The organism is Streptomyces sp. GbtcB7 (assembly GCF_019091445.1).
In the GTDB taxonomy this organism is placed as follows: domain Bacteria; phylum Actinomycetota; class Actinomycetes; order Streptomycetales; family Streptomycetaceae; genus Streptomyces; species Streptomyces mirabilis.
On the sequence record NZ_JAGXJM010000005.1, the window covers coordinates 79,766 to 104,985 of the forward strand.

The following is a 25,220-nucleotide window of genomic DNA, read 5'->3' on the forward strand; positions in this document are numbered from 1 at the left end:
GAGGATGGTAAAGTGCGGGCATGATGAGCGATGGTCTGCGGGAGCGGAGCAAGGCCCGGCGCAGGGAAGCGATCGTCCGGGCGGCGTACGAGCTCTTCGCCGAGCGAGGCTTCGACGCGACGACGATCGCCGACATCGCCGCGGCCGCCGAAGTCTCGCCGCGGACCGTCACGCTCTACTTCCCCTCCAAGTTGGAGCTCGCGCTGTCGCGCCCCGAGGCCTTCGCGGACCGGCTCGCCACCGCGATGCGCGAGCGACAGGAGGGATGGGGGGCCCTCGACGCGCTGGAGCACTGGCTGCGCGAGGAGGTTGCCCACCGAGGCGACCTGGACGACCTCACGCACCGCATGCTCGAGCTCAACCCGCAGCTCAGGGCGGTGGCCGGCGCCCGCCTTGCCGAGGTCGTCCAGGACGCCACCCGCATCCTCGCCGAGGAGCAGGGCAGTGCCCCGGGCGACTTCGGCCCGCGCATCGCGGCCGCCGCCGCGGCAGCGGTCGTCGGCGAAGTGGTGCACCGTCGTGAGGAAGCCGACATCGAGGCGGCGATGACCTTCCTGCGCGCCGGGCTCGACACCCTGACGCCCGCCGCGCAGCCCCCGCGTTGACTTTCTCCGCGCCCGTACGCGGGGGCCGGCGGATGGTGACGTGGTACCGCTCAGGGGCGCAGCACCAGGCGGATCGGATCGCCCTTCTTGTGCTCCAGCCGTTCGACGGCTTCGGCCGCCTGTTCCAGGGGCAGTACGTCCGAGACGGAGCGGGAGAAGTCCAGCCGCCCGTTCTCGGCGAGGTGGATGAGCTGCGCCACCGCGTTCGCGCCGGAGCCGTAGTGGCCCAGGAGCCGTAGCTCGCGGGTACTGAAGGTGGTGCTGTCCGCGATGGTGACCGGCTTTCCGCTCAACCCGATGAGGACCAGCTTGCCGCCGTCGGCCAGCACGGACAGGGCCTGCTCGCGCACCGGGGTGACGCCGGCGAAGTCGAAGGCGACCTCGATGCCGGCCCCGCGGGTGGCGGCGGCGACCTTGTCCGCCAGAGCGGGGTCGGCCGGATCGAGGGCGAGGTCCGCTCCGAAGGCGAGGGCGCGGTCGCGGGCGGCGGGGGAGGGGTCGACGGCGATGACGGGGCAGGCGCCCACCATGCGCAGCAGTTGCACCCCGTGTGCGCCCAGACCTCCGATGCCCCACACCCCGACCGCCTGGCAGGGGCGGATGCCCGCGGTGTCGGTGATGGCGCCCCACGGGGTGGAGACCGCGTCGGGGATGACCGCTCCCTGCTCGAAGGGGATCGAGTCCGGCAGCGGGACCAGGGTGTCGATCCGGGCGAGCGCGAACTCGGCCCAGCCTCCGTCGTAGTCGACACCGCGGGTCCAGCCACGCCCGTCGCGGTACTCGCCGGCCTGCAGGACGACGCGGTCGCCGACCGCCCAGCCGTCCGTGTCCGGACCCGGCTCGGCGACGGTGCCGGCCACCTCGTGGCCCAGGGTCACCGTGTCGCCCCGTAACAGCGCGGGTGTGCCGCCGAGTTCTCCGGAGATCAGGTGGACGTCGGACAGACACACCCCCGCCGCTTCCACCTTGACGAGGACCTCTCCCGCACCGGGGGTGGGCCGGTCGACCTCCTCGACCCGCAGCTCGTGGGACGGGAAGTGCAGACGCACTGCGCGCATGACAGCCATGACGGCTTCCTCTCTGGAAGTGATTTGTGCCGTGACCTGTGCCGTGACCTGTGCCGTGACTTGTGCCGTGATCCGTACTGTGAAGTGTGCCCGGCAGCCGCTACGATCCGGCGCGCATCCTCTCGAACAGGGTCGGGTCGTGGGCGTTGACGATCGTCAGGTCGGGCTCCGCGCGCCGGTGCAGCTCGGCGAGCCGGGCGTGGTTGTCGCGCACCTTCTTCAGGTCGAACCCGATGATGCTCTCCATGGCACGCAGGGCGGCGGGCACCCGGGTGCGCCCGTCCAGGGTTCCGTGGTGGTAGAAGGCATCGCCACTGTGCAGCAGCCAGCGGGTGCCGGTGTCGACGGCGACGCAGGCGTGTCCCCGGGTGTGGCCCGGCAGTGAGACCAGGACGATTCCGCGGGCGATGGCGCCGAGTTCCCTCGCCGCGGCGAAACCGCGCCACTTCTCCCCGTCGGGGCTGTGTTCGACGAGCTTCGGGCCGTGCGCCCACTGGGCTGCCTGGTAGCGGATCCTCTCCCGCCGGGACGGGGCGTGGACCGCTCCGAGCGCCTCGGCGGCCGTGACGTGGACCTGGGCGTGCGGGAAGTCGGAGAGACCGCCGATGTGGTCGGCGTCGAAGTGGGTGAGGACGATGTGGCGGACGTCCGTGCGGTCGAAGCCGAGCTTCTCGACCTGGCGGACGGCGGTCTCGTCCGCGCGGAGGACCGGCCTGACGAAGTGGCGGGCCGGGCCCACCCGTCGCCCGGGATCGGCGATGTCCGCCAGGCCGTAGCCGGAGTCGACCAGGACCAGGCCGCCCGCCGTCTCGACGAGCAGGACATGGCAGACCATGGGCGCGGTGGGCATGCGCATGGTGCCGCAGTTGAGGTGGTGAACTTTCATGGCGGACGTGTCCTCGGTGACTCAGTCGGCGAAGGCGGGGGGAGTGGTGCGGGTGAGCGCGGGGTGGGGCTTGTCGCCGGACGTCTTGAGAAGTCCCCTGACGCACCGGGCGGCCAGTACCCAGTTCCTCGGATTCCTCAGGTCGAGGCCGCCGATCAGCTGCTTGAGGAGTGTCAGGGTGTCGAAGTAGAGATGCGCTTCGGGACCCTCGCACGTGAGGTGGGCTCGGCCCCCACGTACGCCGGAGCGATTCCCGGCATCATCGCCTCCAGGGAGCAGGACCTCGTCGACAGCGGCTTCCCCGCCGTGGCGGCCGTAGCGGCCGAGTTGGCCGTGTGCGACCACGAGGCGGAGATGGAGTTCGGCCTGGAGATGCTGCTCGGCGCGGTGCGCCGCCGGGTCGAGGCGGGCGGCTGACGGACCGGCCGGGGGCCGCTGTGTTCGTCGAGTCAGTGGCTTCAGTGGCTTCAGTGGCTTCAGTGACCTCAGCGGGCTCAGTGGGTTCAGTGGGTGAGGATGGCGGTGCGGTGTGACCACTCCTCGCTGTCGACCTGGCGGAGCATGAAGTCGGCGACATCGGCGCGGCTGATGCGGCCGCCGATCTTCTTCCCAGGGGTCTCGATCACCGTGTAGGTGCCGGTGTAGGGGCCCTTGGTGAGGATGGTGGGGTAGACGAGGGTCACGTCGAGGCCGCTGCCGCGCAGGAGTTCGTCGGCGACGGCCTTGTCGCCGAAGACGCCCCGCAGCAACAGCCTGACGAAGGTTCTCGGGACGGCGGTGTAGTGCTGGAGGGTGTCGCCCACACCGAAGGCGGACAGGACGACGATCCGCTGGACGCCGGTGGCCCGGGCGGCGGGGACGAGCGCCTGGGCGGCGCGGCTGGCGAGATCGGACGTGCGGGCGCTGCCCGCGCCGAGCGCGGACACCACCGCCTGACTGCCGGTCATGGCCCGGGTGAGGTCCTCGGTGCGGGTGGCGTCGCCGGTGACCACGGTGACGTCGGGGTCGTCACGTTGGGGGAGCCGGGCGGGGTCACGGACCAGGGCGGTGACCCGATGACCGGCCTTCAGAGCCTGCTGGAGCACGAGTTGGCCGGTGGGGCCGGTGGCGCCCAGAAGAGTGAGGTGCATGGGGATTTCCTTCTTGTGTGCGGTTGATGCCGCCGCTCGTGATGGCTGCGGGGCAGGGGGTCAGTGCGCGGCGACCTCGTGGCGTCTTTCGTTCCGCTCGGGCGTGCCCGGGTCGGGCAGGCCGGCGCCCTCGATGTCGACGTCGGGCAGGGCGCGGTCGAGCCAGTGGGGCAGGCTCCAGGCGCGGCGGCCGAGCAGGGCCATGGCAGCGGGCACGAGGGTCATGCGGACCACGAAGGCGTCGATCAGGACGCCGAAGGCGAGCGCGAAACCGATGGACTTGATCACCGGGTCCTCGTTGAAGACGAAGCCGCCGAAGACCGCGGCCATGATGAGCGCGGCGGCGCTGACGACCCGTCCGCTGCGGGCCACGCCGTGGACGATGGCCTCGGCCGGGTTCCGGGTGTTCTCGTGGTGCTCGCGCATGCGGCTGACGAGGAAGACCTCGTAGTCCATGGCGAGTCCGAACAGGACGCCGATCAGCAGGACGGGCAGGAAGCTGGTGACCGGTCCGGCCGACGGGATCGACAGGGGTCCGTCGAGATGGCCGTACTGGAAGACCCAGACGGTGGCTCCTATGGACGCGGCGATCGAGAGCAGGAATCCGAGGGCAGCCTTGAGGGGGACCAGCAGGGAGCGGAAGGCGAGGGTCAGCAGGATCAGGGCGAGGACCACGATGATCCCGATGAACCCCGGCAGGGCACCGGACAGTTTTCCGGCGACGTCGATGGCGGCGGCCGTCATACCGGCGATGTAGAGGATGCCGCCCGTCTTGGCGACGGCGGGCGCGTTGTCCCGCAGTCGGTGTACGAGGTCGGTGGTGGCCCGGGCGTCGGGTCCGGTCTTCGGGACGACGGCCATGACGAACACCGTGCGGTCGGCGTTGGGAACCGGCTGGGAGACGGCTGCCACGCCGGTGTCCTTGGCCAGGGCGGTGCGCAGGTCGGTCACGGTGGCGACGCGCTCGCCCGCGGGGACGCGGCTGGTGTCGGCGACGGCGGTGAGGGTGGCGTTGAATCCGGGCCCGAAGCCTTCGGTCAGCAGGTCGTAGCTCTTGTGCTGGGTGCCGGCCGTCGGCTCCGAGGCGTAACTGGGCAGCCCCAGGCGCAGATTGCGGGCGGGCAGCGCGAGGGCGAGCAACGCGACGACGCCCGCCAGCAGGACGATCAGCGGCCTGCGGGTGACCGCGCGGGCCCAGGCCAGGCCCCAGGCGCCGGGGGTGCGTTCGCGTCGGCCGGGGCGTGGGCGCCTGGTCCGGGAACTCGCGTTGCGGGGTCGCAGCCGCTCGCCGGCCAGGGCGAGCACGGCGGGTACGAGGGTGACGGCGATGAGGACGGCGACCAGCACGGTGGCGGCGGCGGACAGGCCCATGACGGCTAGGAACGGGATACCGGTGGCGGACAGCGCGGCCAGCGCGATGATCACGGTGGCTCCGGCGAAGACGACGGCGCTGCCGGCCGTGGCGACGGCGCGCGCGATCGAGTCCTCGACGTCCGTGTCGGGGTCGGCGAGTTGCTCGCGATGGCGCGCGATGATGAACAGCGCGTAGTCGATGCCCACCGCGAGGCCGATCATGACGGCGAGCACGGTGGAGGTCCCGGTCATCTCCACGAAGCGGGACACGAACTTGATGCCCAGCACGCCGATCGCCACCCCAACGAACGCTGTGATCAGCGGCAGCCCCGCCGCGACCAGCGAGCCGAGGGTGAGGGCCAGGACGGCGAAGGCGATCACGACACCCACGAGTTCCGCAGGACCGCCGACCTTGGTCGCCGCCTTCATGGCCGACCCGCCGTACTCCACCCGCAGCCCGGCGTCCCGGGCCTGGGTCATCGCACGGGACAGGGCGTCCTTGGACTCCTGCGTCACATCGGCGGCGGCCTGGCGGAAGCGGACGTCGGCGTAGCCGATCCGCCGGTCCGCCGAGAGGGCCTTCGTCGTGAACGGATCGGTGACCTGCACGACGCCCGATATCCCGGCGGCCTTCGCCAGGCCGGCCTCGACGGCGGCCTCGGCCCTGGGCGCGGTGAGCGTACTGCCCGCCGGGGCGGCGTACACCACGCGGATCACACCGCCGGCCGCGGCCGGGAACTTGGCTTCGAGGAGGTCCTGGGCCTGCTGGGACTCGATCCCGGGCACGGTGAAGTCCGAGGCGACCTTGCCGTGGACGGTGATCCCGAGGCCGCCGACCACGGCGAGCAGCAGCAACCAGACCGCCGTGAACCGACCCCGGCGGCGGACCGTCCAGCGCCCCAACGCGTACAGGCGTGACGCCATGTCCGTCTTCCTTCCGTCCTGCGAATGCCCGCGGGTGCTCCTCCGGGCCGCAACGTTCTGCATCCTAAGGCATAGTTACCATCGAATGTAAAATAACCATGGGCGGTAACTTGCGTCGGATGGGGAGTGCGCGCGGTGGCCGTTCTACGATCCGGGGGCATGACGACTCCCCCCTGCTACGCATGCGGCAAGGAAGCGCGGTTCGACGAACTGCCGCCACGCGAACGCATCGCGTTCGACCAGTACTGGCGGGTGGCTCACAGCTTCAACACCGCGGTGCCCGGCTGGCTGGTGCTGCTGCCGCGGCGGCACGTCACGGCCGTCCACGAACTCACCGACGCCGAGGCCGGGGCCCTGGGGGTGTGGCAGGTCGGGCTCTCCAGGGCGCTGCGCGGGGTGACGGGTTGCCTCAAGACCTACGTCGTCCAGTTCGCCGAGTCCGAGGGCTTCGCGCACGTGCACTTCCACATCGTGCCGCGCATGGCGGATCTGCCCGCCGCACACCGTGGGCCGGGCATCTTCGGGCTCCTGGACCGCCCGGAGTCGGAGGGGGTGACAGCGGAAGGCGCGGACCGCATGGCCCGCGCCCTACGAGCCCGGCTTCACGGGCTCCCGCACTCTTAGGGTCCGCAGGCCCTAGTTCTGGACCCGGAGGGTGCCCCGGTCGCTCTCCCGCAGCGCGCGACCGATGATCAGGCGCTGGATCTGGTTGGTGCCCTCGAAGATCTGCATGACCTTGGCCTCCCGCATATAGCGCTCGACCGGGAAGTCGCGGGTGTAGCCGGCGCCTCCGAGGACCTGGACGGCGTCCGTGGTGACCTTCATGGCGTTGTCCGTGGCGATCAGCTTGGCGATGGACGCCTCGCAGGCGAACGGGAGCCCCTGGTCCTTGAGCCGGGCGGCGGCGAGCGTGGTGGCCCGGGAGGCCTGGACCGCCGCGGCCATGTCCGCGAGGACGAACGCCAGGCCCTGGTGTTCGATGATCGGGCGGCCGAAGGTCTCGCGTTCGCGCGAGTAGCGCAGCGCGTGGTCCAGCGCTCCCTGGGCCAGGCCCGTGGCCACGGCCGCGATGCCCAGTCGTCCGCAGTCCAGCCCGGCGAAGGCGATCTTGAGTCCCTGGCCCTCCTCGCCGATCCGGCGATCCGCCGGGACGCGCACGTCCTCCAGACGGATGGTCGCGGTGGCCGACCCGGTCAGACCCATCTTGTGCTCGGGTGGATCGGCTATCAGGCCGGGGGTGTCGGCCGGGACGAGGAAGCAGGAGATCGCGCCCGAGCCCGCGTCGGACGTACGCGCCATGATCGTGTAGAAGTCCGCGTGCCCACCGTGCGTGGTCCACGCCTTGGCGCCGTTCAGGACGTAGTCGTCGCCGTCCCTGACGGCCCGGGTGCGCATCGCGGCGGGGTCGGAACCGGCGTGGGCCTCGGACAGGCAGTAGGCGCCGAGCAGCTCGCCGCTGAGCATGTCGGGCAGCCACTCCTTGCGCTGCTCCTCGGTGCCGAAGGCGGCGAGGGCGAAGCAGGACAACGCGTGCACCGAGACGCCGACCCCGACGCTGGCCCACACGGCGGCGATCTCCTCGAGGGCCTGGAGGTAGACCTCGTAGGGCTGGTCCCCGCCGCCGTACTCCTCGGCGTAGGGCAGGCTCAGCAGACCCGCCCGGCCGAGCGTGCGGAAGACCTCGCGGGGGAACTTCTCCTCGGCCTCCGCCTCGACGACGCGTGGCGCGAGCTCCTTCTCGGCGAGCTCACGGGTCAGGCCGATCAGGTCGACTGCTTCCGGGGTGGGAAGCGTGCGGGTAGCTGGCATGGGATTTCCTCGGTCGCTCCGAAAGCAATGATACGGCGAGCGATACAACAGTATCGTTTTTGGTACCGTGATGCCATGCAGTCCAGCGATGGATCCGCCGGTCCCCTCGTCGGCCTACGCGTCCTCGAACTCGCGGGACTCGGGCCGGCTCCGCACGCGGCCATGGTGCTGGCCGATCTCGGCGCCGACGTGGTGCGCGTCGAGCGGCCCTTAGGCCGAGCGCTGCGGCTCGGCCCGGAGGACGCGACCGACATCGTGCGGCGCGGCCGCCGGTCGGTCTTCGCCGATCTCAAGGAGTCCGAGGGGCGCGCGCTGGTACGGGCGCTGGCCGCCCGGGCCGATGTGCTGATCGAGGGCCTCCGGCCGGGCGTCGCCGAGCGCCTCGGCGTCGGCCCCGAGGAGTGCGGCAGGGACAATCCGGGGCTCGTCTACGCACGCGTCACCGGCTGGGGTCAGGACGGCCCGCTCGCCCAGGATCCCGGCCACGACCTGAACTACATCGGTCTCACCGGGCTGCTCCACGCGATGGGCCGTGCCGGTGATCCACCGCCCCCGCCGCTCAATCTGGTCGGAGACTTCGGTGGTGGGTCCATGCTCCTGGTCATCGGCATCCTGGCCGCGCTCTGGGAGCGCGCACGCTCCGGGGCCGGGCAGGTCGTGGACTCCGCCATGGTCGACGGGACCGCCCTACTGGGTCAGATGACGTACGCGCTGCGCGGCATGGGCGAGTGGTCGGACGAGCGGAGCGCCAACCTCCTCGACGGGGCCGCCCCCTTCTACGACACCTACGAGTGCGGCGACGGCAAGTACGTGGCCGTCGCCGCACTCGAACCGCAGTTCTTCGCGGCGCTGCTGGAGGGACTGGGCATCGCCGGGGCCCACCCGTCCGCCCAGGGCGACCGCGGCGGCTGGCCCGCGCTGCGCGCCCGGTTCGCGCGGCGGTTCGCCTCCCGTACGCGCGACGAGTGGGCCGCGCACTTCGCCGGCACGGACGCGTGCGTCACCCCCGTGCTGACGTTCGTGGAGGCGGGAGCGCATCCGCACGTGGTGGCCCGGAGCACCCTCATCGAGGTCGACGGCATCCTCCAGGCCGCCCCCGCCCCGCGCTTCTCGCGCACGCCCAACCGGCGGCCCTCGGCCCCGGGCGCGCCGGGCGCGGACACCGAGTCGGTGCTGCGGGACTGGGGTGTCGGCTCCCCGGCCGCCACCCCCGCGGTCAGGGCGAGACCGCGTGCACGATGAGCGACGCCAACTCGGCGTACGCCTCCGCGTCGGTCAGCCCCGTGCGCGCGGACACCTCGCCGCGCTGGATCTCCTGCATGGTGGCGGCGACGACCTCGCCCACGAAGGCCGCGTGGACGTCACGGAACGCGCCGGCGGCGACGCCGTCCGCGATCAGCTGTCTGATCCGGCCCGCGGCCAGGCGGGTGTTGGCCTCGTACACCTCGCGGGCCGGTTCGAATCCGGCCATGTCGTCGAGGAATCGCCGGGACAGCGGCCTCAACTGCTGGGCGACCGCGTTCAGGTAGACCACCACGCGCTCCGCGGGCGCCGAGGTGTCCGCCACCTGCTTCTCGATGGCCTCGGCCGCGCTCCGGAAGTAGTGCTTCACGGCCTCGCGGACCAACTCCTGCTTGCTGCCCGCAAGTTGGTACAACGTCGTCTTCGAGCAGCGCAGCCGTTCGGTCAGCTCGTCGAGCGTGAACGAGGCGAAACCTTCCGCCGCCAGCAGGGCGACCAGCCTTTCGAGCAGGTCGGTCTGGCGCGCTGTGCGACGTGTGGACGGCATGACCTCAGCGTAGCCGTTTCCCTTTACTCGGCAGGAGGTGCTGTCAGCGGGCGGTCCAGCCGCCGTCGACGACGACCGTCTGTCCGGTGACATAGCTTCCGGCGTCGCCGACGAGCCACAGGACCGCGCCGACGATGTCGTCGGCGGTCCCCTCCTTGGGCAGCGGGGTGTTGCGGCGCAGGTACTCGGCGGCGCGCTCACCCTCGTAGAGCGGGCCGGTGATCTCGCTGCGGAAGAAGCCGGGGGCGACCGTGTTCACCCGGATCGAATGCCGCGCCCACTGCACCGCGAGTTCGGCGCTCAGGCCGGACAGACCGGCCTTGCTCGCCGCGTACGAGGCCTGCGGGATGCCGGGGATGCCGACCCGGCCGCTGATGGACGAGACGTTGACGATCGCGCCGCGGCCCAGGGCGCGCATGTGGGGGAAGACGGCCTGCGCGAGCAGGAACGGGGCCAGCAGATTGAGGTCCATGGTCCGGCGGACGGCGTCGAGCGGTTCGGACTCGGCGCGCTCGGTCGTGAACATGTTCCCGGCGGCGTTGACGAGGATCTCCGGCGGTCCCAGCTTCTCGACGACCGTGGGCACCACGGAGCCGATCCGGTCGAGGTCGGACAGGTCGCAGGGGACGGCGAGGCCGTCGATCCCCTGGGCGAGCTCGGCCAGCCGGTCGTGACGGCGGGCCACCACGGCGACCCGGGCGCCGAGCGAGGCGAGCGCGTGCGCCACCGCCGCTCCCAGACCCGACGAGGCACCGGTCACGACCGCCACCCGGCCATCGAGGCCGAACATCCGTGCGGCGACATCGGGGTCGGGTGCCACGCGGGTCTCCCTTCGACGGCAGGGCGTGTCGAGGGCGGCTGCGGCGCTGATCGCGGACCGGCCCGGCAGGCATCCTAAGTCGGGCGCTCCATCCTTACAAGGATTACGACTTTACTGGGTCCCTGGCTCCATGGCCCCCGGCATCAGCCGCGGCGGAACCGCATACGGCTGCGGGCGGACGCGGCGTCGATGACCCGGTTCTTGAGCGTGCGGCACACCCAGCGCTGGGTCGCCGTGAGGTGCTCCTCCGCGATCCGCGCCGCCTCGTCGGCGTCGCCCTGCTCGATGCTCGTCACGAGACGTTCGTGCGCCCGCTGCGCGAGGGCACGGTCCGCGCGCGAGGGGTAGTCGCCCCGCGAGACCTGGAGGTCCGCCCAGGCCTCCTCCTGGACCGACCAGAGCGACGTGAGGCTCTTCACGACGACGCGCAGGGTCGCGTTGGGGTCGAACCCGACGACGACGTCGTGGAACTCGCGCGAGGCCCGGGTGAACGCCGCACCGTCGTCGATGCAGCTCTCGCTCGCGGCGAGCAACTCCCGCAGCCGCGGCACCACCACGCGCTCGCGGTCCGCCCGCTGCGCGCAGTGAGCCGCGCACAGCGGTTCGAGGGTGGCGAGGGCGGCGCCGAGGTCGGGAACCCCGACCTGCATCGCCTGGAGCGTCAGGCCGAGGGCGTAGCCGGCGGTCCCGATGTCGGGGGCGTGCACCGTGGCGCCGCCGCGGTTGCCACGGCGCACGGTGATGAAGCCCTCGGTCTCCAGGATCCGCAGTGCCTCGCGCACCGAGGGGTAGCTGACGCCGAACTCCGAGACCAGTTCGTCCTGTTTGGGGAGCGTGGAGCCGTCACCGATGCCGCCCGCGAGGATCCGGTCGCGCAGCGCGGCGGCCACCAGCTCCGCCATGCGCATCTGCCCGATCTTGGTGTGCTCGGACCCTGTACGTTCCATGATTGCAAGGCTAGCAGTGATACGTGAGGGGACTTCAGGCTGTTCCGGGGCGCCGTCGCGGGTCCACGAGCTCGGCCAGCCGGGCGCGTTGCACCTTGCCCATGGCGTTCAACGGCAGGGCGTCGACCTGGGACCAGATCTCCGGAACCTTGTACGGGGAGAGCTCGCGCCGGCAGTGCGCGGTGAGCGCCTCGACGTCGAGCGGGGGACCGGCGCTCCGGACCACCGCGGCCACCCGCTGTCCGAGTCGGTCGTCCGGCACCGCGCACACGGCGACCGCGGCGACGTCCGGGTGCGTCGCGATGACCCGTTCCACCTCCAACGGGTACACGTTCGCGCCGCCCCGGATGATGACGAGCTTCTTGCGGTCCAGCACCGTCAGCCACCCCTCGCCGTCGACGGTGCCGACGTCACCGGTGGGGACCGGGCCGGGGTCCGGCGGCCGGACGCCGCCGCGCTCCCGGAACCCGAGCATCGGCCGCCATGTGTCGGCCCACGGCCCCGCAGTGGCCCCGCTCAGCCGCAACTCGCCGAGCTCCCCGGCCGGCAGGCGGCGCCCCTCGTCGTCGTACGCCGCGACGTCGTAGTGCGGCAGTACCCGCCCGCTCGTGCCGGGGCGCCACTCGTCGCCGGGTGGGTCGATGGACACGACGGTCGGTGCCTCGGTCAGGCCGTAGGTGACCCGGGGGACCAGCCCGTGCGCCTCGGTGAACGCCCGCCGCAACGCGTCCGGTGTGTCGCTGCCCCCGCTCCACACCTCCTGGAGTGGACCGAGGTCGAGGTGCGGGCGCGCGGCCAGGTCGTAGAGCTGGGCGGGGGCGCCGTTCCACACCGTGACGCGCCGCGCGGAGATCCAGTCGGCGACCCCGTCGACGTCACGCCGGTCCATGACCACGGAGCATCCCCCGGACTGTGCGGTGAGCAGGGTCGACAGCACCATGAGGTTGAGGATCGTCAGTGGGAAGCTGTCGCCCTTGCGCAGTTCGGGGCCCCAGCCGCGGGTGGCGACCAGGGCCGCGCCGGGCAGGAGCAGGTTGCGCTGACTGTGCACGACCGCCTTGGGGCGTCCCGACGTACCGCTGGTGAACGCGATGCCGGCCGGGGCGTCGAGGGCCGGCTCGACCCGGGGAGCCGGTTCGGCGCTCGCCACGAGCCCGGACCATCGATCGGGGTCGACACAGTCGGGCGAGCTCAGTCGGCAGCGCGGTCCGGCCAGGACGACCGTCGGCTCGCAGAGCTCGTACAACTCCCGCTGCTCGCCTGCCGCGAGCGCTTCGCCGACTCCCGCCCAGACGGCTCCGATCCGCTGCGCGCCGTGGAAGGCCGCGACGATGTCGAGGTCGTTGGGGAGACAGGCGGCGACGCGGTCGCCGGGGCGTACGCCGAGCGACCACAGCGCGCCGGCCGCCCGTCCGGCCCGGTCGTCGAGTTCGGCGTACGACCAGGCGCCGGAGACCGCCTCGATCGCCGTCGCGTGCGGGCGGGCGGAGAGCGAGGCGTCCAGTACCTCGGCGATGCTCCGTGGGACGGCACTTCCCTGACCGGACGTCAGTCCCTGGGAACCCTCATGTGCGTACTGCGGTGTGCCACCGGTATCGGTACGACTCATGCCATCTTATTATCACTATCCTTGTAAGGATTCATCCTATAGGCTCGGGTCGGAGGCCGGGTCCGCTGACGGAGGAGTGGTCGACACGTGAAGGCAGGCGCGCCGCGGCTCAGCCCGACGACACACACCGGCCCGCTGTCGGGAGTGCGTGTGGTCGATCTGACGGCGATGGTCATGGGCCCCTACTGCACCCAGATCATGGCCGACATGGGGGCGGACGTCATCAAGGTCGAGCCCCCCGACGGCGACAACACCCGCTATATATCGGTCGGGCCGGAACCGGGCATGGCGGGCGTCTTCGTCAATGTGAACCGCGGGAAGCGCAGCATGGTGCTGGATCTGCGCTCCGGCGACGGCAGGGACGCGTTGCGCGAACTCGTCGGGAATGCCGATGTGTTCATCCATTCGATGCGCGCGAAGGCGATCGCCAGACTCGGATTCGGCTACGAAGAAGTGGCCGCCGTCAATCCGGCGGTGATCTACACCAACTGTTACGGCTACGGCCGCCGCGGCCCCGACGCGGATCTCACCGCCTATGACGACACCATTCAGGCGGAGTGCGGTCTGCCGTTCGCACAGCAGCAGTTGACCGGTCAGGTCGGCTATGTCGGCACCATCATGGCGGACAAGGTGGCCGGGTTGACCGCCCTGTACGCCACCATGATGGCGCTGTTCCACCGCGAGCGGACCGGTGAGGGCCAGGAGGTGGAAGTCGGCATGTTCGAAACCATGGCCGCGTTCATGCTGGTCGAGCACGCCAACGGCGCGATGTTCAGCCCTGCTTTGGGCTCAGCGGCCTACCCCCGCGCGGTGGCGCCCAACCGGAAGCCCTACCGGACCAAGGACGGCCACCTCTCCGCGCTGGTCTACAACGACAAGCAGTGGTCGGCCTTCGTGAACGCCGTACAGCCGACGTGGGCGGGGGAGCACTTCGCCACCCTTGAGCAACGCGCCCGCCGGATCGACACCGTCTACGCCCTGCTGGGAGAGACCTTCCTGGAGCGTACGACGCAGGACTGGCTGGACCTGCTCAAGTCCCTGGACATTCCCGTCGCGCCGGTCCGCACCCTCGACGAACTGTTCGACCACCCGCATCTGAACGAAGTGGGGTTCTTCGAGACGGTGGACAGTCCGAACGGCCCCGTCCGTTTTCCCGGCATGCCGGCCTGGTTCTCACGAACTCCCGGTCGTGTCGCCGGTCCTGCCCCTCGGCTCGGCGCCCACACCGAGGAGATCATGGCCGACCTCGGCAGGGCAGACACCTGAGTGAGGGAGTCGGAGAAGCAGTGACCAGTACCGCGGAACCCTTCAGCGCACGCTCCTGGCTGTTCGCCCCCGGCGACAGTGAACGGAAGATGGAAAAGGCGGCCGCCGGTCCGGCGGACATCGTGCTCCTCGACCTGGAGGACGCGGTGGCCGAGGAGGGAAAGCCCAAGTCCCGAGCGATGATCTCCTCCTTCCTGGCGGACCGGTCGCCCGAGGAGAGAGGCCGGCTGTGGGTGCGGATCAACCCCCTGGACGGCGCCCACGCGTTGGCGGACCTGGCGGCGGTGATCCCCGCGGGGCCCGGCGGCATCATGCTTCCCAAGGCGCGCGGGCGTGCGGATGTGGAGCTTCTGGACCACTATCTGTCCGCGCTGGAGGTCTCCGCCGGGAGGGAGCGGGGCTCGACGAAGGTGATCGTCCTGGTGACCGAGACGGCCGAGGCCATGTTCACCACCGGCACCTATCAGGGCGCGCCGAGGATGGTCGCCATGACCTGGGGGGCGGAGGACCTCGCCGATTCCGTGGGCGCCAGTGAGAACCGCAACCCCGACGGAAGCTACGGATTCACCTACGAGTTGGCCAGAAGCCTGTGCCTCCTGGGAGCGGCCGCCGCCGGTGTGGCCCCCGTCGAGACCATCCAGGGCGACTTCCGTGACGTGGAGGGACTGCGAAAGCGGGCCGAGAGGGTGCGCCGTGACGGCTACCGGGGCATGCTGGCGATTCACCCCGCCCAGGTCGATGTGATCAACGCGGCCTTCACCCCCACGGAACAGGAACTGGCCGCGGCCCAGGAGATCGTCGATCTCTTCGCCGCCCGTCCCGGTGTCGGCGCCATCGGCCACCGGGGCGCCATGCTCGACCGGCCCCACCTCGCCCGCGCACAGGCGCTGCTGGCTTCAGGGGGACGGGCGTGAAGGTCCTTTCCGACGCCGGCGACCTGGACCTGAGTCAGTTCCTGCGCCCCGGAGACCGCATCGTCATGGGCCAGGCCTGCGGTGAACCGACCACGCTGGTCGAGGCGTTGATCGAACAGAGCCCCGGCATCGGAGGCCTCTCGGCCTTCATAGCGACCAGCTTCTCCGGACGATTCACCCCGGCGGCGGTGAGCGGGTTCTCCCTGGCCAGCATGGGGGCGATCGGCGCGTTGCGCTCCCTGACCAAGGAACACAGGCTCAGCGTGATCCCCTGTCATGTCAGCCAGATCGCCCCGATGATCGAGGCCGGGACCATCGGCTGCGACGTCGCTTTCGTGCAGGTCAGTCCCGCCGACGCGAACGGAGACCACAGCTTCGGCCTCATCAGCGACCATGTGCGGGCCGCGGTCACGAAGGCGCGCGTCGTCGTGGCGGAAGTGAACGAGCAGGTGCCCTTCACCCACGGGGAACTGCTGCCCGCGGCGGAGATCGATGTGGCCGTACAGGTCTCCCGCCTTCCGGTGGAGGTGCCACCGGGGAGAATCGGCGCGACGGAGGAGGCCATGGCGCGACACGCCGCCGCCTACGTCGAGGACGGCTCGGTCATCCAGACCGGGGTCGGCGCCGTCCCGGACGCCCTCCTGCGACTGCTGCACGACCGCAAGGACCTCGGAGTGCACTCCGGCATGCTGGGCGACGGCCTGGTCGAGCTGGTGGAGGCGGGCGTCGTCACCAACGCGCGCAAACGCATCGACCGCGGGGTCTCGGTCAACGGCGCCCTGATCGGCACGAAGCGCCTCTACGAATTCGCCCACCGCAATCCGCGGATCCGCATGTGCGCCACCTCGTACACCCACGATGCCGCCGTGCTCGCCCGGTTGGACCGACTGGTCACCATCAACTCGGCCATGGAGGTCGATCTGACCGGTCAGGTGAACGCCGAACAGAGCGGCCCGGCCTATCTCGGCGGCACCGGCGGGCAGGTGGACTTCGTTCGCGCCGGCGCCCGCTCGCCCGGGGGGCACGCCATCATCGCGCTGCCCGCCACCGCCAAGGGCGGCACCGTCAGCAGGATCACCGCCGATCTGTCGGGACCGGTCACCACGGCCCGTAGCGACGTGGATGTGATCGTCACCGAATTCGGCGCGGCCGAGCTCAGGGGGCAGACCCTGGCCGAGCGCACCCGGCGTCTGATCGCCGTCGCGCACCCCGATTTCCAGGAAGAGCTGGCGCGGGCGGCCCACACCATCCAGCGGCGAGGCTTCTGAGCACGAGAGCTTGCCGTGGAGAGGGCCGTGCGGTGGAGAGGGGCCGTGCCGTACGGCTACCCGGACCGCCGCGTGGGTGGCTGTCCGCGCAGCCGACCGGCGGCCAGTTCGCGGAGATCGCTTGACTTGATCTTCGCGCTGCCCGTGAGGGTGATCTCCTCGTCGCGGAAGAAGAGCACATGGCGCGGCACTTTGTAGCTCGCCAGACGTTCCCGCAGGAAGGCGAGGATCTCCCCGGGTTCGAGGCCCGCCCCCTCGCGCGGGACGACGCAGGCGACGACGACCTCGCCGAGTGTCTCGTGCGCGACGCCCACGGTGCGGGCCACCTTGACGCCCGGACAGGCGGAGAGTGCCTCGTCCACCTCGAGCGGCGAGACGTTCGCGCCGCCCGTCTTGATGATGTCGGTGAGCCTGCCCTCCCAGAAGAGCCGGCCCCTCTCGTCGAGGTGCCCGCCGTCGCCGGTGGGGAAGAAGCCTTCGGCGTCGAGCGTCTCGTCGAGCGGTGTGCCGAGGTAACTCAGCATCAGAGTGGGGCTCTTGACGCATATCTCGCCTCGCTCGCCACGTTCGACGACGGCGCCCGTGAGGGGATCGATGATCTTGACCGCCACGCCCGGCAGCGGCTCGCCGCTGCTGCCCGCGGTCACTTCCGGCGGGGTGTTGGCCGGGAAGCACGTCGTGATCGTGAAGGTCTCCGTGTTGCCGTAGGCGCTTCCCGGTTCGTGCCACTGGCCCGACACCGTGGGGTGCTGGGCGATCGGGGTCCTGAAATCCGCGAACCGTACGCTGCTCAGATCCACCTGGCTCCAGTTGGGCGCGCTTTCGAGCTGGGCCCACTGGTGCGGCCAGGCGAGGGGGAAGTTCACCCGCTCCGCCTGCATCAGCTCGAGCGCCTCGGTGGCGGCGAAGGTCGACTGCAGTACCAGGGACCCGCCGCTGGCCAAGGTCGTACCGAGGCCCATCGCGAAGTTCCCCGACCAGAAGAAGCCGTTGGCCGTCCAGCAGCGGATGTCGTCCTGCGGGACGAATCCGTACATGCGCCGGAAACGCCACAGCTGGATGGCGACACCGCGGTGTGCGCTCAGGATCCCCTTCGGCCTGCTCGTCGAGCCCGAGGAGAAGAAGAGCACGGCCGCGTCGCTCGGCCGCACCGCCTCGGCTGTCGCCTCGACCAGCTCACGCGACTCCTCGTGTCCGCGCGCCAGGAAGGCGTCCCAGGTGTCGATCGTCTCGTCCGGCAGGGCGTCCCCGACCATGGCGAGCCGCCGCAGGAACGGGAACTTCGCCGACCGCAGGGTTCCGGGCGACGCCTTGCCGATCTCCGGCTCCAACTCGGTGAGAACGGCGGCGAGATCCTTCTTCAGCACCCTTCGCTCGAACAACAGCACGGAAAAACAGGACACTTGGAGCAGATGCTCCAGCTCGGGCGGTGTCGAGAACGTGCTGAGCGTGACGGCCACCCCGCCCGCCAGCGAGGTGCCGAACACCGCGGCGATCCATTCGGCGCGGTTCGTCATCAGGACGCCCACACGGCTGTCCTTGCCCACGCCGCACGCCCGCAGGGCGCGCGCCACCTCGACGGCGCGCTCCCAGAGTTCGGTGTACGTCCAGCGGGTGGTGCCCTCCGCCGTACGCATCACCAGCGCCTCGCGCTCGCCGTACAGCGCCGTCACCTCGCGCAGGAAGCCGGGCAACGTGAGCTCCCCGAGCCCCGGTTCGGCGCTCAGCGGCGGCCCCGACACGATCGAAAGGGTCCGTACGGATTCGGCGTTCGTCTCAGTGCCCATCGCTCTCCGCCCCACAGCTCCTCGTCGCGCTAGTACGGCAGCTCGACCTCGGCCGTGCAGTCCACCAGCAGGCCGCCGTTCTGGTCGCTGAGCCGCAGTTTCACCTGCACGAGCGGCACGCCCCACGTCGATTCCGTCTCCTTGCCGACGACCTCGGCGTCGAAATAGGTCACGTCACCCTCGAATGCGGGGCCGCGGAAGTTGGCCCTGGAATGGCGCACCATGCCGTCGTGGCCGGCCCAGTAGGAGAGGTAGTCGGTGCACCAGGCGCCCAGCGTGGCGCCGTAGCCGTAGGCGCGCCCCATGCCGATCTCGCTCGCCTTGTCGCTGTCGATGTGGCCGCGCGAGGGTCCGACATAGAGCCCGTCGCGCTTGCGCGGGTCGATCTTGGCGCCCTCCTCGTCGAAGCCGAAGCCGTCCACCCAGCCGGGATCCTGGTTGATCCAGGGGTCCTTGACGCCGGGCGGCGCCACCCAGTGGAACGTGCCCCAGATGTTGAAGAGGAAGGCGCGGTACTCGGTGGTGAAGCTGGCGATGCTGTGCGGACCGATGACACGCCGGGGCAGCTTGTCGCCGACGCGCACCTCCTCGAAGTGCGGTGAGACGCCCAGCCGGTTCGACAGGAGCCACTCGTGGCGCAGCTTCTCGATCTCGTTCAGCTCGGTGTCGCTCCAGCGCTTCACCACCAGACTCTGGTCCTGGTACATGCCGCGCTTCTCCGCTTCGAGGGCGAGATAGCGGATCGCGGTGGAGCGCTCGCGCGCCACGAGCGTGCCGTGCTGGTTGGTGTGGGTGGTGTCGCCGCGCGAGAACATCGTGGGTCCGGCGAACTTCGTCTCGACCACCTTGTAGTCGTGGAAGCGCCGTTCCTGGAAGAGCTTGTCCCCGGCCCGTACGGGGCAGCCGTAGAACCACCATTCCTCGCCGCCGAAGATCAGGTGGCTGCCGGGGATGTATCCCACGCAGGCGGGCTGGGCGCCGTGCCCGTAGTCCAGGCCGACCGCGATGGACTGCGGTGCGACGAGGCCGCCGAACCTGGAGTCGCGGGCGAACTCCTCGTCCCAGTGGAGCGGGTTGGGATAGTCCATCGCCATCACCCAGCGGCGGATGTCGGAGGTGCTGCACGGGTCCCACAACTGCCCGCCGCCGACCGGTTTGCCCACGCGGTGGTCGACGTCGGAGAGGTCGAGTTCGGTGATCTCTGCTTCCGTGGACTTCTTGCTCACGCCTGCTCCCGATGCTCCCGGCTGAACGGCTGAACGGCTCAACGACTGAACGGTTTATCGATTGACGTCGACGACGACGCGGCCGCGCACCTCGCCCTCCATGAGCCGGCCCGCCGCGGCGATCGCGTCGCTCAGGCCGACCTCCTGGGCGATCGCCTCCAGCGCGTCCACGTCCAGGTCGCGCGCGAGCCGGTCCCAGGCGGCCGTCCGTGCCGTGCGCGGTGCCCGCACGCTGTCGATCCCGAGCAGGGACACCCCGCGCAGAATGAACGGGGCGACCGACGCGGGGAAGTCCATGCCCTGGGCCAGGCCGCAGGCGGCGACCGTGCCGCCGTAGCGCGTCCGGGCACAGGCGTTGGCCAGGGTGTGGCTGCCGACGGAGTCGACGACACCCGCCCAGCGCTCCTTCTGCAGAGGCCGGCCGGCCTCGGCGAGTTCGGCGCGGTCCAACACGGTCACGGCGCCGAGCCGTTGGAGGTACTCGGCCTCCGACGCCTTGCCGGTCGCGGCGGCCACCTTGAAGCCGGCCTTCGTCAGGAGCGCGATCGCGACGCCGCCGACGCCGCCCGTCGCCCCCGTCACCAGGATCTCGCCCTGCTCCGGGCGGACCCCGTGCTCCAGCAGGGCGCCCACGCACAGACTCGCCGTGTAGCCCGCCGTGCCGATGGCCATCGCCTGCCGGGCGGTGAAGGCGGGGGGCAGGGGCACGAGCCAGTCGCCGTCGAGGCGGGCGCGCTGGGCGAGGCCGCCCCAGTGGTTCTCGCCGACGCCCCAGCCGTTGAGTACGACGTGGTCGCCCTTGTGCCAGTCCCTGTGCGCGCTGTCGGTGACGACGCCCGCGAGATCGATGCCGGGCACCATCGGGAAGCTGCGGACCACGGGTGAGGCGCCCGTGATGGCGAGGCCGTCCTTGTAGTTCAGCGTCGAATACTCCACCTCGATGCCGACGTCGCCGTCGGGCAGATCCGCCTCGTCCAGCCGCGTGAGCGAGACCGTCTGACCCGTCTCGCCCTTCTCGATCAGGAGTGCCGAAAACATCGCAGAACTCGTCCTCACCTCGGCCGCCTCAGATGTTGATGCATACCACAATCTCGCGATTGAGAATGGCATTCTCCATATGTGCGGATGATGTTTGCACGGTGGCGTGTCGGCGTCAACCGGCTGGGAGGCCCTCGGTTGGTTCGTTCGCAAGGCTAGCAATCATTACAAGGATTGAAATACGGTGGCAGCATGGACTTCAGGATGGGGGAGGGCGCCACCAGGCTGCGGGCACAGCTGCGCGGCATGGTGCGCGAGCACGTCCCGGCCGACTTCTTGGGCGCGTTCACCGAGGACCCGGCCGATCTGGAGGTCGCCCAGCGCTTCTGCCGGCTGCTGGCCGACCGGGGACTGCTGTGCCTGGCCTGGCCCGAGGAGTTCGGCGGCCGGGGCGCCTCGGTGTGGGAGCAGACGGTCGTCCGCGAGGAGATGTGGGCACACCACGAGCCCCGGGGAGCGCAGTACATGGGCGTCAACTGGGTGGGACCCGCGATCATGCGGCACGGCACCCCCGAACAGCAGCGCCGGCACCTGCCCCCGATCGCACGCGGTGAGGTGATCTGGTGCCAGGGCTTCAGCGAGCCGGACGCCGGATCCGACCTGGCGTCCCTGCGCACGGCGGCCCGCCCGGACGGGGACGGCTGGCAGGTCTCCGGCCAGAAGATCTGGACCTCGTACGCCACCATGGCCCAGTGGTGCTTCCTGCTCGCCCGCACCTCGCGGGGGGCCAAGAAGCAGCACGGGCTGACCATCTTCCTCGTGCCGATGGAACGGGCGGGCATCGAGGTCCGGCCCATCCGCTCCATGATCGGCCCGCACCACCTCAACGAGGTCTTCCTCGACGAGGTCCGGGTCGGCCCGGCCGACGTCCTGGGCACCGTGGACGACGGCTGGAAGGTCGTACGGGAGGTACTCGCGTTCGAGCGGGTGGGCATCGCCCGGTACGCGCGCTGCGAGCGCCTCCTGCGGTCCGCACCCACCGCCCTCGCAGAGCAATGGGACACCCTGCCGGGGGAATTGCGGGGCCGATGGGCGGGGATGCTGGTGCACTGCCGGCGGGCCCGGCTGCTGGCCTACCGCGTGCTGTCGCTCCAACTCGAAGGAAGGGTCAGTCCGGCCGACACCGCCGCCTACCGGATCGCGGTCACCCAACTCGACCAGGACAGCGCCGAGGTGCTCATGGAGATCGTCGGGCACGGTCGGCTCGCCGATGCGGACGGGCGCCGTTTCCGGCGCGCGGTCCAGGACCACTGGCGGTACGCGCAGGCGTCCACCGTCGCGTCGGGAAGCATCGAGATGCAGCGCATCCTGCTGGCCCGGGCCCTGCTGGCGGGCGCGTGAACATCGACCTGAGCAGGGAGGCGACGGAGTACGGCCGTCAGGTGCTGCGGGCCCTGGAGGCGGCCGGAGGCGACCGGCTCGTACAGCAGGCCGAGGAGGAGCCGGACCGTCGCGAGAAACTCGTGGCGCCGGTCCTGGCCGAGCTCGGTGCGTGGGAGCTGGACGTACGGGGCAGCGCCGACGAGTTGGAGGCGGCGGCCGCGGTCTGCCGGGCCGCCGGCTACCGGGCCCTGGCCTACCCGGTGGCCGAGCGCCTCTCCCGGCCCGCCGACCTCGACGCCGACGGGCTGCTCGTCGTCGGCGACAACGCCCCCGCCGGTGCGGTGGCCGACCTCGACCTGCGCTGGGTGGCCGTGACTCTGGACGGCGAGCGCAGCCACGCCCTCGCCCTGCCGCGGAGTTCGCCGCCCCGCCACTCGGCCTTCGTCGCCGACCTCGATCTGACACGGATCGACGGCGGCGGGGCGGCGGACGCCGTGCTCGGACTGGTCCTGCCCTGCTGGACGCTGCTCGGGATGCTCGACCGGGCGATCGACCTCACCCGCGCACACGTGGTCGTCCGCACCCAGTTCGGCCGGCCGCTGTCGGCCTTCCAGGCGGTCCAGTTCCAGCTCACCGACGCCGAAGTCGAGCGCGGCGGCGTCGAGATGCTGGCCAAGTACGCGCTGTGGAGCCTGCGGGACAGCCCCGCGGACGCGCTCGCGGACGCGCTCGCACTCCGACTGGCGGCGCTGGAGGCGGCCCAGACCGTGTTCCGCGTCGCCCATCAGTTGCAGGGCGCCACCGGATTCTGCGACGAGGCGTTCCTGTCCTGGCTGTCGCGCTACAGCCAGCCGGTACGCCGACTGCCGCTCGGCCTGTCCGCCACCCGCGACCAGCTGGCCGGGCTGGTGGGACGGCGGGGCCTGACCGGGCTGTTCAACGACGCCGATGACCCACACGGACGGCCGACATGGTGACGTACGACCAGCGGCTGCTCGCGGTGCTCCGGAAGGGGCGGTGACCATGGCACACCGGTCGGCTTCACCCGATTCCCGGCCTGGGCTGTCCTCGACCGTCCCCTCCTGGCCGGACGACCTCGGCGAGTTCCGTGCCGCCGTGCGGGAGTGGTGTCGGGAGCACGTGCCCGCGCAGTGGCGGCGGAGCCAGACCGGCGTGCCGGAGGCGGAGTTCGTCGCGTTCCAGAAGGAGTGGTTCCAGCGGCTCCGGGGGGCCGGACTGGCCGTCCCGCACTGGCCGCGGGAGTGGGGCGGCGGGATGCCGGTCACCCACCAGATCGTGCTCTACCAGGAGTTGGCCGCGCGGGACGCACCCAGACTGGTCCTGGCCTTCGTCGCGATCCACCACGCCGCCTCCACGCTGCTCGTCGCGGGCACCGACGCGCAGCGCCGACGCCACCTCCCGGCGATCCTGGACGGCGAGATCTGGGTCCAGGGCTTCTCCGAGCCGGAGGCCGGGTCCGATCTCGCCGCCCTGCGCACGACGGCCAGCAGGCAGGGCGAGGGCTACGTCGTCAACGGCCAGAAGCTGTGGGCGAGCGGCGCGCTGCACGCCGACTGGTGTCTGCTGCTCGCGCGGACCGACCCGCAGGCACCGAAACGGCACGGCATCTCGTACTTCCTGCTGGACATGCGCAGCCCGGGCATCGACGTACGGCCGATCCGTCAGGCCACCGGTGGCGCCCACTTCTGCGAGATCTTCCTCGACGACGTCGTCGTACCCGCGGCCAACCTGGTCGGGCGCGTGAACGAAGGGTGGCGGGTCGCGCAGCGGACGCTGGGCGCCGAGCGCGGCACGACGATGCTGGAACTGGCAGAGCGCTTGGGCAACGCCGGGTTCCGGTGGCTGGTGGAGGCGTGCGCGAGGACCGGTCCGCACGGGCGGCGGCCCCTCGACGACCCCTGCGTGGCCGACCGGTTGGCGGCCCTGGAGACCGAGATCACCGGCCTGCGGGCGCTGTGCCGGGACCTGGTGGAGCGGCACGCCGTCGGCGCCGTGGGCCCGGCCGACGCCTCGATCGTCAAGCTCTACTACAGCGAACTGCTCCAGCGCACCATGGACTTCGGCGTCGAGATCGCGGGACCGGCCGGGCACACGGTGCTGGCGAAGCCGGCCTCCGGCGGCTGGGAGTCCGGCGCCTGGCTGCTCGACTTCATCGGCTCGTGGGAGTGGACCATCCCGGGCGGGACGAGCGAGATCCAGCGCACCATCATCGGCGAGCGCGGTCTCGGACTGCCCCGAGAGCCGGTGGGCGCCTGATGGCCGCCGCGCCGGAGACCGAGGTGCGCGACGAACTGCGCGCAGTCGTCCGCGAGTTGCTCGCGAAGGGGCAGGCGTCCGAAGGGGTGCCCCGGCGGCGACTGGCCGAGGCCGGGTGGCTCGGCCTGGAGGTCCCCGAGGAGCTGGACGGCGCGGGGGTGACCTTCGCGGAGACGGCGGTGGTGCTGGAGGAGCTCGGCCGGGCGGCCGCCCGCACCGGGTACTTCGGAACGACCGTGCTGGCCGCCGGGACACTGACCGCGCTCCAACCCACCGCCGAGCGGGACGCGTTGCTGCGCCGGACGGCGAGCGGGACGGAGGCCCTGACCGCCGCCCTGGTGGACGCCACCGACGACAGCCTGGTCGCCGGCACCTTCGACGACACGGATGTGCCCTTCCGGATCGAGGACTCCCCGGCGGGACCGCGGCTGAGCGGTCACGCGGGCTTCGTGCCCGACGCAGCCGAGGCCGACCGGCTGCTGCTCCTGGCGCTCGACCCGGCCGGCACACCGGTCGTCGTCCTCCTCGCCCCAGGGGCCAAGGGGCTGACGGTGACCGGGCAGCCGGTCCTGGACGCCACCCGCCGGTTCGCGCGGGTGCGTGCCGAGGCGGTGGCCCCGGACGCGGGATGCGTGCTGCGCTTCTATGGCGAACCGCGGCGCGCCGTGGCCCGGTTGCTCGACCGGGCCGCCGTCGCGACGGCCTGCGACAGCCTCGGTCTCGCCGAGGCCATGCTGCAGGCGACGGTCGCACACACCCGCGGCCGAGAGCAGTTCGGGCGGCCGGTCGGATCCTTCCAGGCCGTGAAGCACGCCTGCGCGGACATGGTGGTACGGCTCTCGGTCTCCCGGCACCTGGTGTCCGAGGCCGTGCGCCTGATCGCCGCGGACCACGTCGAGGCGGGAGTCGCGGCCTCGATGGCGAAGTCGTACGTCTGCGCCGCCGCGGTCGACGTCGTCGGCAAGGCGATGCAACTGCACGGCGGCATGGGCTACACGTGGGAGAGCGGAATCCACGTGCACCTCAAGCGCGCCACGCTCAACCGGTCGCTGTTCGGCTCACCGGCCGCCCACCGCCGACGGCTGGCCCGGCGGTACCGATGACTTTCCATTGCCTGCGCCCCTAACAAACGCTAGATTGAAATGAGAGTGAGATTCTCCATATGGAGAAGCTTATTCACCT

Annotated in this window: 23 protein-coding genes; 11 read left to right on the forward strand and 12 right to left on the reverse strand. The window is 71.2% G+C overall.

The annotated features are described in order from the left end of the window. Positions 1-20: 20 nt before the first annotated feature. Positions 21-605 (forward strand): TetR/AcrR family transcriptional regulator, encoded by a 585-nt coding sequence (locus KVT44_RS10680; RefSeq protein WP_217566836.1) that lies wholly within the window; start codon positions 21-23, stop codon positions 603-605. Positions 606-655: 50 nt separating this feature from the next. Here the strand turns inward: KVT44_RS10680 and KVT44_RS10685 are convergent, their stop codons facing one another. Continuing rightward, positions 656-1,672: a zinc-binding dehydrogenase gene (locus KVT44_RS10685; protein ID WP_217566837.1), complete on the reverse strand. Its 1,017-nt coding sequence runs from the start codon at positions 1,670-1,672 to the stop codon at positions 656-658. 100 nt (positions 1,673-1,772) lie between these two features. Beyond that, a complete protein-coding gene (locus KVT44_RS10690; protein WP_217566838.1) occupies positions 1,773-2,558 on the reverse strand; it encodes an MBL fold metallo-hydrolase in 786 nt (261 codons plus the stop codon). Between the two features lie 192 nt (positions 2,559-2,750). Between KVT44_RS10690 and KVT44_RS10695 the strand changes: the two genes are divergently transcribed. Next, the gene (locus KVT44_RS10695; protein WP_217566839.1) at positions 2,751-2,975 is read left to right on the forward strand and encodes a hypothetical protein; all 225 of its coding nucleotides are present in this window, start codon (positions 2,751-2,753) and stop codon (positions 2,973-2,975) included. Between the two features lie 86 nt (positions 2,976-3,061). Here the strand turns inward: KVT44_RS10695 and KVT44_RS10700 are convergent, their stop codons facing one another. Continuing rightward, entirely contained in the window at positions 3,062-3,688 is a 627-nt protein-coding gene (locus KVT44_RS10700; RefSeq protein WP_217566840.1) for an NAD(P)-dependent oxidoreductase, read from the reverse strand. Between the two features lie 60 nt (positions 3,689-3,748). Next, on the reverse strand, positions 3,749-5,965 hold the full coding sequence (locus KVT44_RS10705; protein WP_217566841.1) for an MMPL family transporter: 2,217 nt from the start codon (positions 5,963-5,965) through the stop codon (positions 3,749-3,751). Positions 5,966-6,124: 159 nt separating this feature from the next. On the opposite strand from KVT44_RS10705, the gene KVT44_RS10710 reads away from it, so the two are divergent. Beyond that, positions 6,125-6,589, forward strand: a complete 465-nt coding sequence (locus tag KVT44_RS10710; protein ID WP_190173326.1) for an HIT family protein — start codon at positions 6,125-6,127, stop codon at positions 6,587-6,589. A 12-nt stretch (positions 6,590-6,601) separates the two neighbouring features. On the opposite strand, the gene KVT44_RS10715 is transcribed toward KVT44_RS10710, so the two are convergent. After that, on the reverse strand, positions 6,602-7,774 hold the full coding sequence (locus tag KVT44_RS10715) for an acyl-CoA dehydrogenase family protein (RefSeq protein ID WP_054232976.1): 1,173 nt from the start codon (positions 7,772-7,774) through the stop codon (positions 6,602-6,604). A gap of 75 nt (positions 7,775-7,849) precedes the next feature. Between KVT44_RS10715 and KVT44_RS10720 the strand changes: the two genes are divergently transcribed. Further along, positions 7,850-9,016 carry a CaiB/BaiF CoA-transferase family protein gene (locus KVT44_RS10720; RefSeq protein ID WP_217566842.1) on the forward strand — a complete coding sequence of 389 codons (1,167 nt, stop codon included), beginning with the start codon at positions 7,850-7,852 and terminating at the stop codon, positions 9,014-9,016. Here KVT44_RS10720 and KVT44_RS10725 read toward each other — a convergent pair. The 4 genes from KVT44_RS10725 to KVT44_RS10740 form a co-directional block, all read right to left on the reverse strand. Further along, positions 8,991-9,563: a TetR/AcrR family transcriptional regulator gene (locus tag KVT44_RS10725; protein WP_054232974.1), complete on the reverse strand. Its 573-nt coding sequence runs from the start codon at positions 9,561-9,563 to the stop codon at positions 8,991-8,993. The genes KVT44_RS10720 and KVT44_RS10725 overlap by 26 nt on opposite strands. A 43-nt stretch (positions 9,564-9,606) precedes the next feature. Further along, a complete protein-coding gene (locus tag KVT44_RS10730; RefSeq protein ID WP_217566843.1) occupies positions 9,607-10,383 on the reverse strand; it encodes an SDR family NAD(P)-dependent oxidoreductase in 777 nt (258 codons plus the stop codon). A 143-nt stretch (positions 10,384-10,526) separates the two neighbouring features. Then, positions 10,527-11,330, reverse strand: coding sequence for a FadR/GntR family transcriptional regulator (locus KVT44_RS10735; protein ID WP_060899584.1), 804 nt, complete (start codon positions 11,328-11,330; stop codon positions 10,527-10,529). A gap of 34 nt (positions 11,331-11,364) precedes the next feature. Continuing rightward, positions 11,365-12,939, reverse strand: a complete 1,575-nt coding sequence (locus KVT44_RS10740; RefSeq protein ID WP_217566844.1) for a class I adenylate-forming enzyme family protein — start codon at positions 12,937-12,939, stop codon at positions 11,365-11,367. 87 nt (positions 12,940-13,026) lie between these two features. Between KVT44_RS10740 and KVT44_RS10745 the strand changes: the two genes are divergently transcribed. From KVT44_RS10745 to KVT44_RS10755, 3 genes are read left to right on the forward strand one after another with little or no spacing between them, the layout of a single operon-like run. Next, complete coding sequence (locus KVT44_RS10745; protein ID WP_217566845.1) at positions 13,027-14,205, forward strand: CaiB/BaiF CoA-transferase family protein; 1,179 nt, start codon at positions 13,027-13,029, stop codon at positions 14,203-14,205. A gap of 20 nt (positions 14,206-14,225) precedes the next feature. Beyond that, positions 14,226-15,119, forward strand: coding sequence for a CoA ester lyase (locus tag KVT44_RS10750; protein WP_217566846.1), 894 nt, complete (start codon positions 14,226-14,228; stop codon positions 15,117-15,119). Next, positions 15,116-16,387 carry an acetyl-CoA hydrolase/transferase family protein gene (locus tag KVT44_RS10755; RefSeq protein ID WP_217566847.1) on the forward strand — a complete coding sequence of 424 codons (1,272 nt, stop codon included), beginning with the start codon at positions 15,116-15,118 and terminating at the stop codon, positions 16,385-16,387. Before KVT44_RS10750 ends, KVT44_RS10755 begins: the two co-directional genes overlap by 4 nt. 56 nt (positions 16,388-16,443) lie before the next feature. On the opposite strand, the gene KVT44_RS10760 is transcribed toward KVT44_RS10755, so the two are convergent. Genes KVT44_RS10760 through KVT44_RS10770 form a run of 3 tightly spaced genes read right to left on the reverse strand, consistent with a single transcriptional unit; the run spans position 16,444 to position 20,438 of the window. Next, positions 16,444-18,174, reverse strand: coding sequence for a class I adenylate-forming enzyme family protein (locus KVT44_RS10760; RefSeq protein WP_217566848.1), 1,731 nt, complete (start codon positions 18,172-18,174; stop codon positions 16,444-16,446). Between the two features lie 29 nt (positions 18,175-18,203). Then, positions 18,204-19,400, reverse strand: coding sequence for a MaoC family dehydratase N-terminal domain-containing protein (locus tag KVT44_RS10765; protein ID WP_217566849.1), 1,197 nt, complete (start codon positions 19,398-19,400; stop codon positions 18,204-18,206). Between the two features lie 54 nt (positions 19,401-19,454). Next, positions 19,455-20,438: an MDR family oxidoreductase gene (locus KVT44_RS10770; protein WP_217566850.1), complete on the reverse strand. Its 984-nt coding sequence runs from the start codon at positions 20,436-20,438 to the stop codon at positions 19,455-19,457. A gap of 192 nt (positions 20,439-20,630) precedes the next feature. On the opposite strand from KVT44_RS10770, the gene KVT44_RS10775 reads away from it, so the two are divergent. From KVT44_RS10775 to KVT44_RS10790, 4 genes are read left to right on the forward strand one after another with little or no spacing between them, the layout of a single operon-like run. After that, positions 20,631-21,779 carry an acyl-CoA dehydrogenase family protein gene (locus tag KVT44_RS10775; protein ID WP_217566851.1) on the forward strand — a complete coding sequence of 383 codons (1,149 nt, stop codon included), beginning with the start codon at positions 20,631-20,633 and terminating at the stop codon, positions 21,777-21,779. Beyond that, the gene (locus KVT44_RS59995; RefSeq protein ID WP_217566852.1) at positions 21,776-22,738 is read left to right on the forward strand and encodes an acyl-CoA dehydrogenase family protein; all 963 of its coding nucleotides are present in this window, start codon (positions 21,776-21,778) and stop codon (positions 22,736-22,738) included. The genes KVT44_RS10775 and KVT44_RS59995 overlap by 4 nt, the downstream gene beginning before the upstream one ends. A gap of 46 nt (positions 22,739-22,784) precedes the next feature. Next, positions 22,785-24,038: an acyl-CoA dehydrogenase family protein gene (locus KVT44_RS10785; protein WP_217566853.1), complete on the forward strand. Its 1,254-nt coding sequence runs from the start codon at positions 22,785-22,787 to the stop codon at positions 24,036-24,038. Beyond that, on the forward strand, positions 24,038-25,141 hold the full coding sequence (locus KVT44_RS10790; RefSeq protein WP_217566854.1) for an acyl-CoA dehydrogenase family protein: 1,104 nt from the start codon (positions 24,038-24,040) through the stop codon (positions 25,139-25,141). Before KVT44_RS10785 ends, KVT44_RS10790 begins: the two co-directional genes overlap by 1 nt. The last annotated feature ends 79 nt before the right edge of the window (positions 25,142-25,220 follow it).

Bases quoted from the DNA above. Each gene is read 5' to 3' on its own strand.
- KVT44_RS10715 (WP_054232976.1), bottom strand. From the start codon at position 7,774: ATGCCAGCTACCCGCACGCTTCCCACCCCGGAAGCAGTCGACCTGATC.
- KVT44_RS10695 (WP_217566839.1), top strand. From the start codon at position 2,751: ATGCGCTTCGGGACCCTCGCACGTGAGGTGGGCTCGGCCCCCACGTAC.
- KVT44_RS10725 (WP_054232974.1), bottom strand. From the start codon at position 9,563: ATGCCGTCCACACGTCGCACAGCGCGCCAGACCGACCTGCTCGAAAGG.
- KVT44_RS10720 (WP_217566842.1), top strand. From the start codon at position 7,850: ATGCAGTCCAGCGATGGATCCGCCGGTCCCCTCGTCGGCCTACGCGTC.
- KVT44_RS10700 (WP_217566840.1), bottom strand. From the start codon at position 3,688: ATGCACCTCACTCTTCTGGGCGCCACCGGCCCCACCGGCCAACTCGTG.
- KVT44_RS10770 (WP_217566850.1), bottom strand. From the start codon at position 20,438: ATGTTTTCGGCACTCCTGATCGAGAAGGGCGAGACGGGTCAGACGGTC.
- KVT44_RS10710 (WP_190173326.1), top strand. From the start codon at position 6,125: ATGACGACTCCCCCCTGCTACGCATGCGGCAAGGAAGCGCGGTTCGAC.
- KVT44_RS10740 (WP_217566844.1), bottom strand. From the start codon at position 12,939: ATGAGTCGTACCGATACCGGTGGCACACCGCAGTACGCACATGAGGGT.
- KVT44_RS10760 (WP_217566848.1), bottom strand. From the start codon at position 18,174: ATGGGCACTGAGACGAACGCCGAATCCGTACGGACCCTTTCGATCGTG.
- KVT44_RS10690 (WP_217566838.1), bottom strand. From the start codon at position 2,558: ATGAAAGTTCACCACCTCAACTGCGGCACCATGCGCATGCCCACCGCG.
- KVT44_RS10680 (WP_217566836.1), top strand. From the start codon at position 21: ATGATGAGCGATGGTCTGCGGGAGCGGAGCAAGGCCCGGCGCAGGGAA.
- KVT44_RS10790 (WP_217566854.1), top strand. From the start codon at position 24,038: ATGGCCGCCGCGCCGGAGACCGAGGTGCGCGACGAACTGCGCGCAGTC.
- KVT44_RS10685 (WP_217566837.1), bottom strand. From the start codon at position 1,672: ATGGCTGTCATGCGCGCAGTGCGTCTGCACTTCCCGTCCCACGAGCTG.
- KVT44_RS10775 (WP_217566851.1), top strand. From the start codon at position 20,631: ATGGACTTCAGGATGGGGGAGGGCGCCACCAGGCTGCGGGCACAGCTG.
- KVT44_RS10785 (WP_217566853.1), top strand. From the start codon at position 22,785: ATGGCACACCGGTCGGCTTCACCCGATTCCCGGCCTGGGCTGTCCTCG.
- KVT44_RS10735 (WP_060899584.1), bottom strand. From the start codon at position 11,330: ATGGAACGTACAGGGTCCGAGCACACCAAGATCGGGCAGATGCGCATG.
- KVT44_RS10705 (WP_217566841.1), bottom strand. From the start codon at position 5,965: ATGGCGTCACGCCTGTACGCGTTGGGGCGCTGGACGGTCCGCCGCCGG.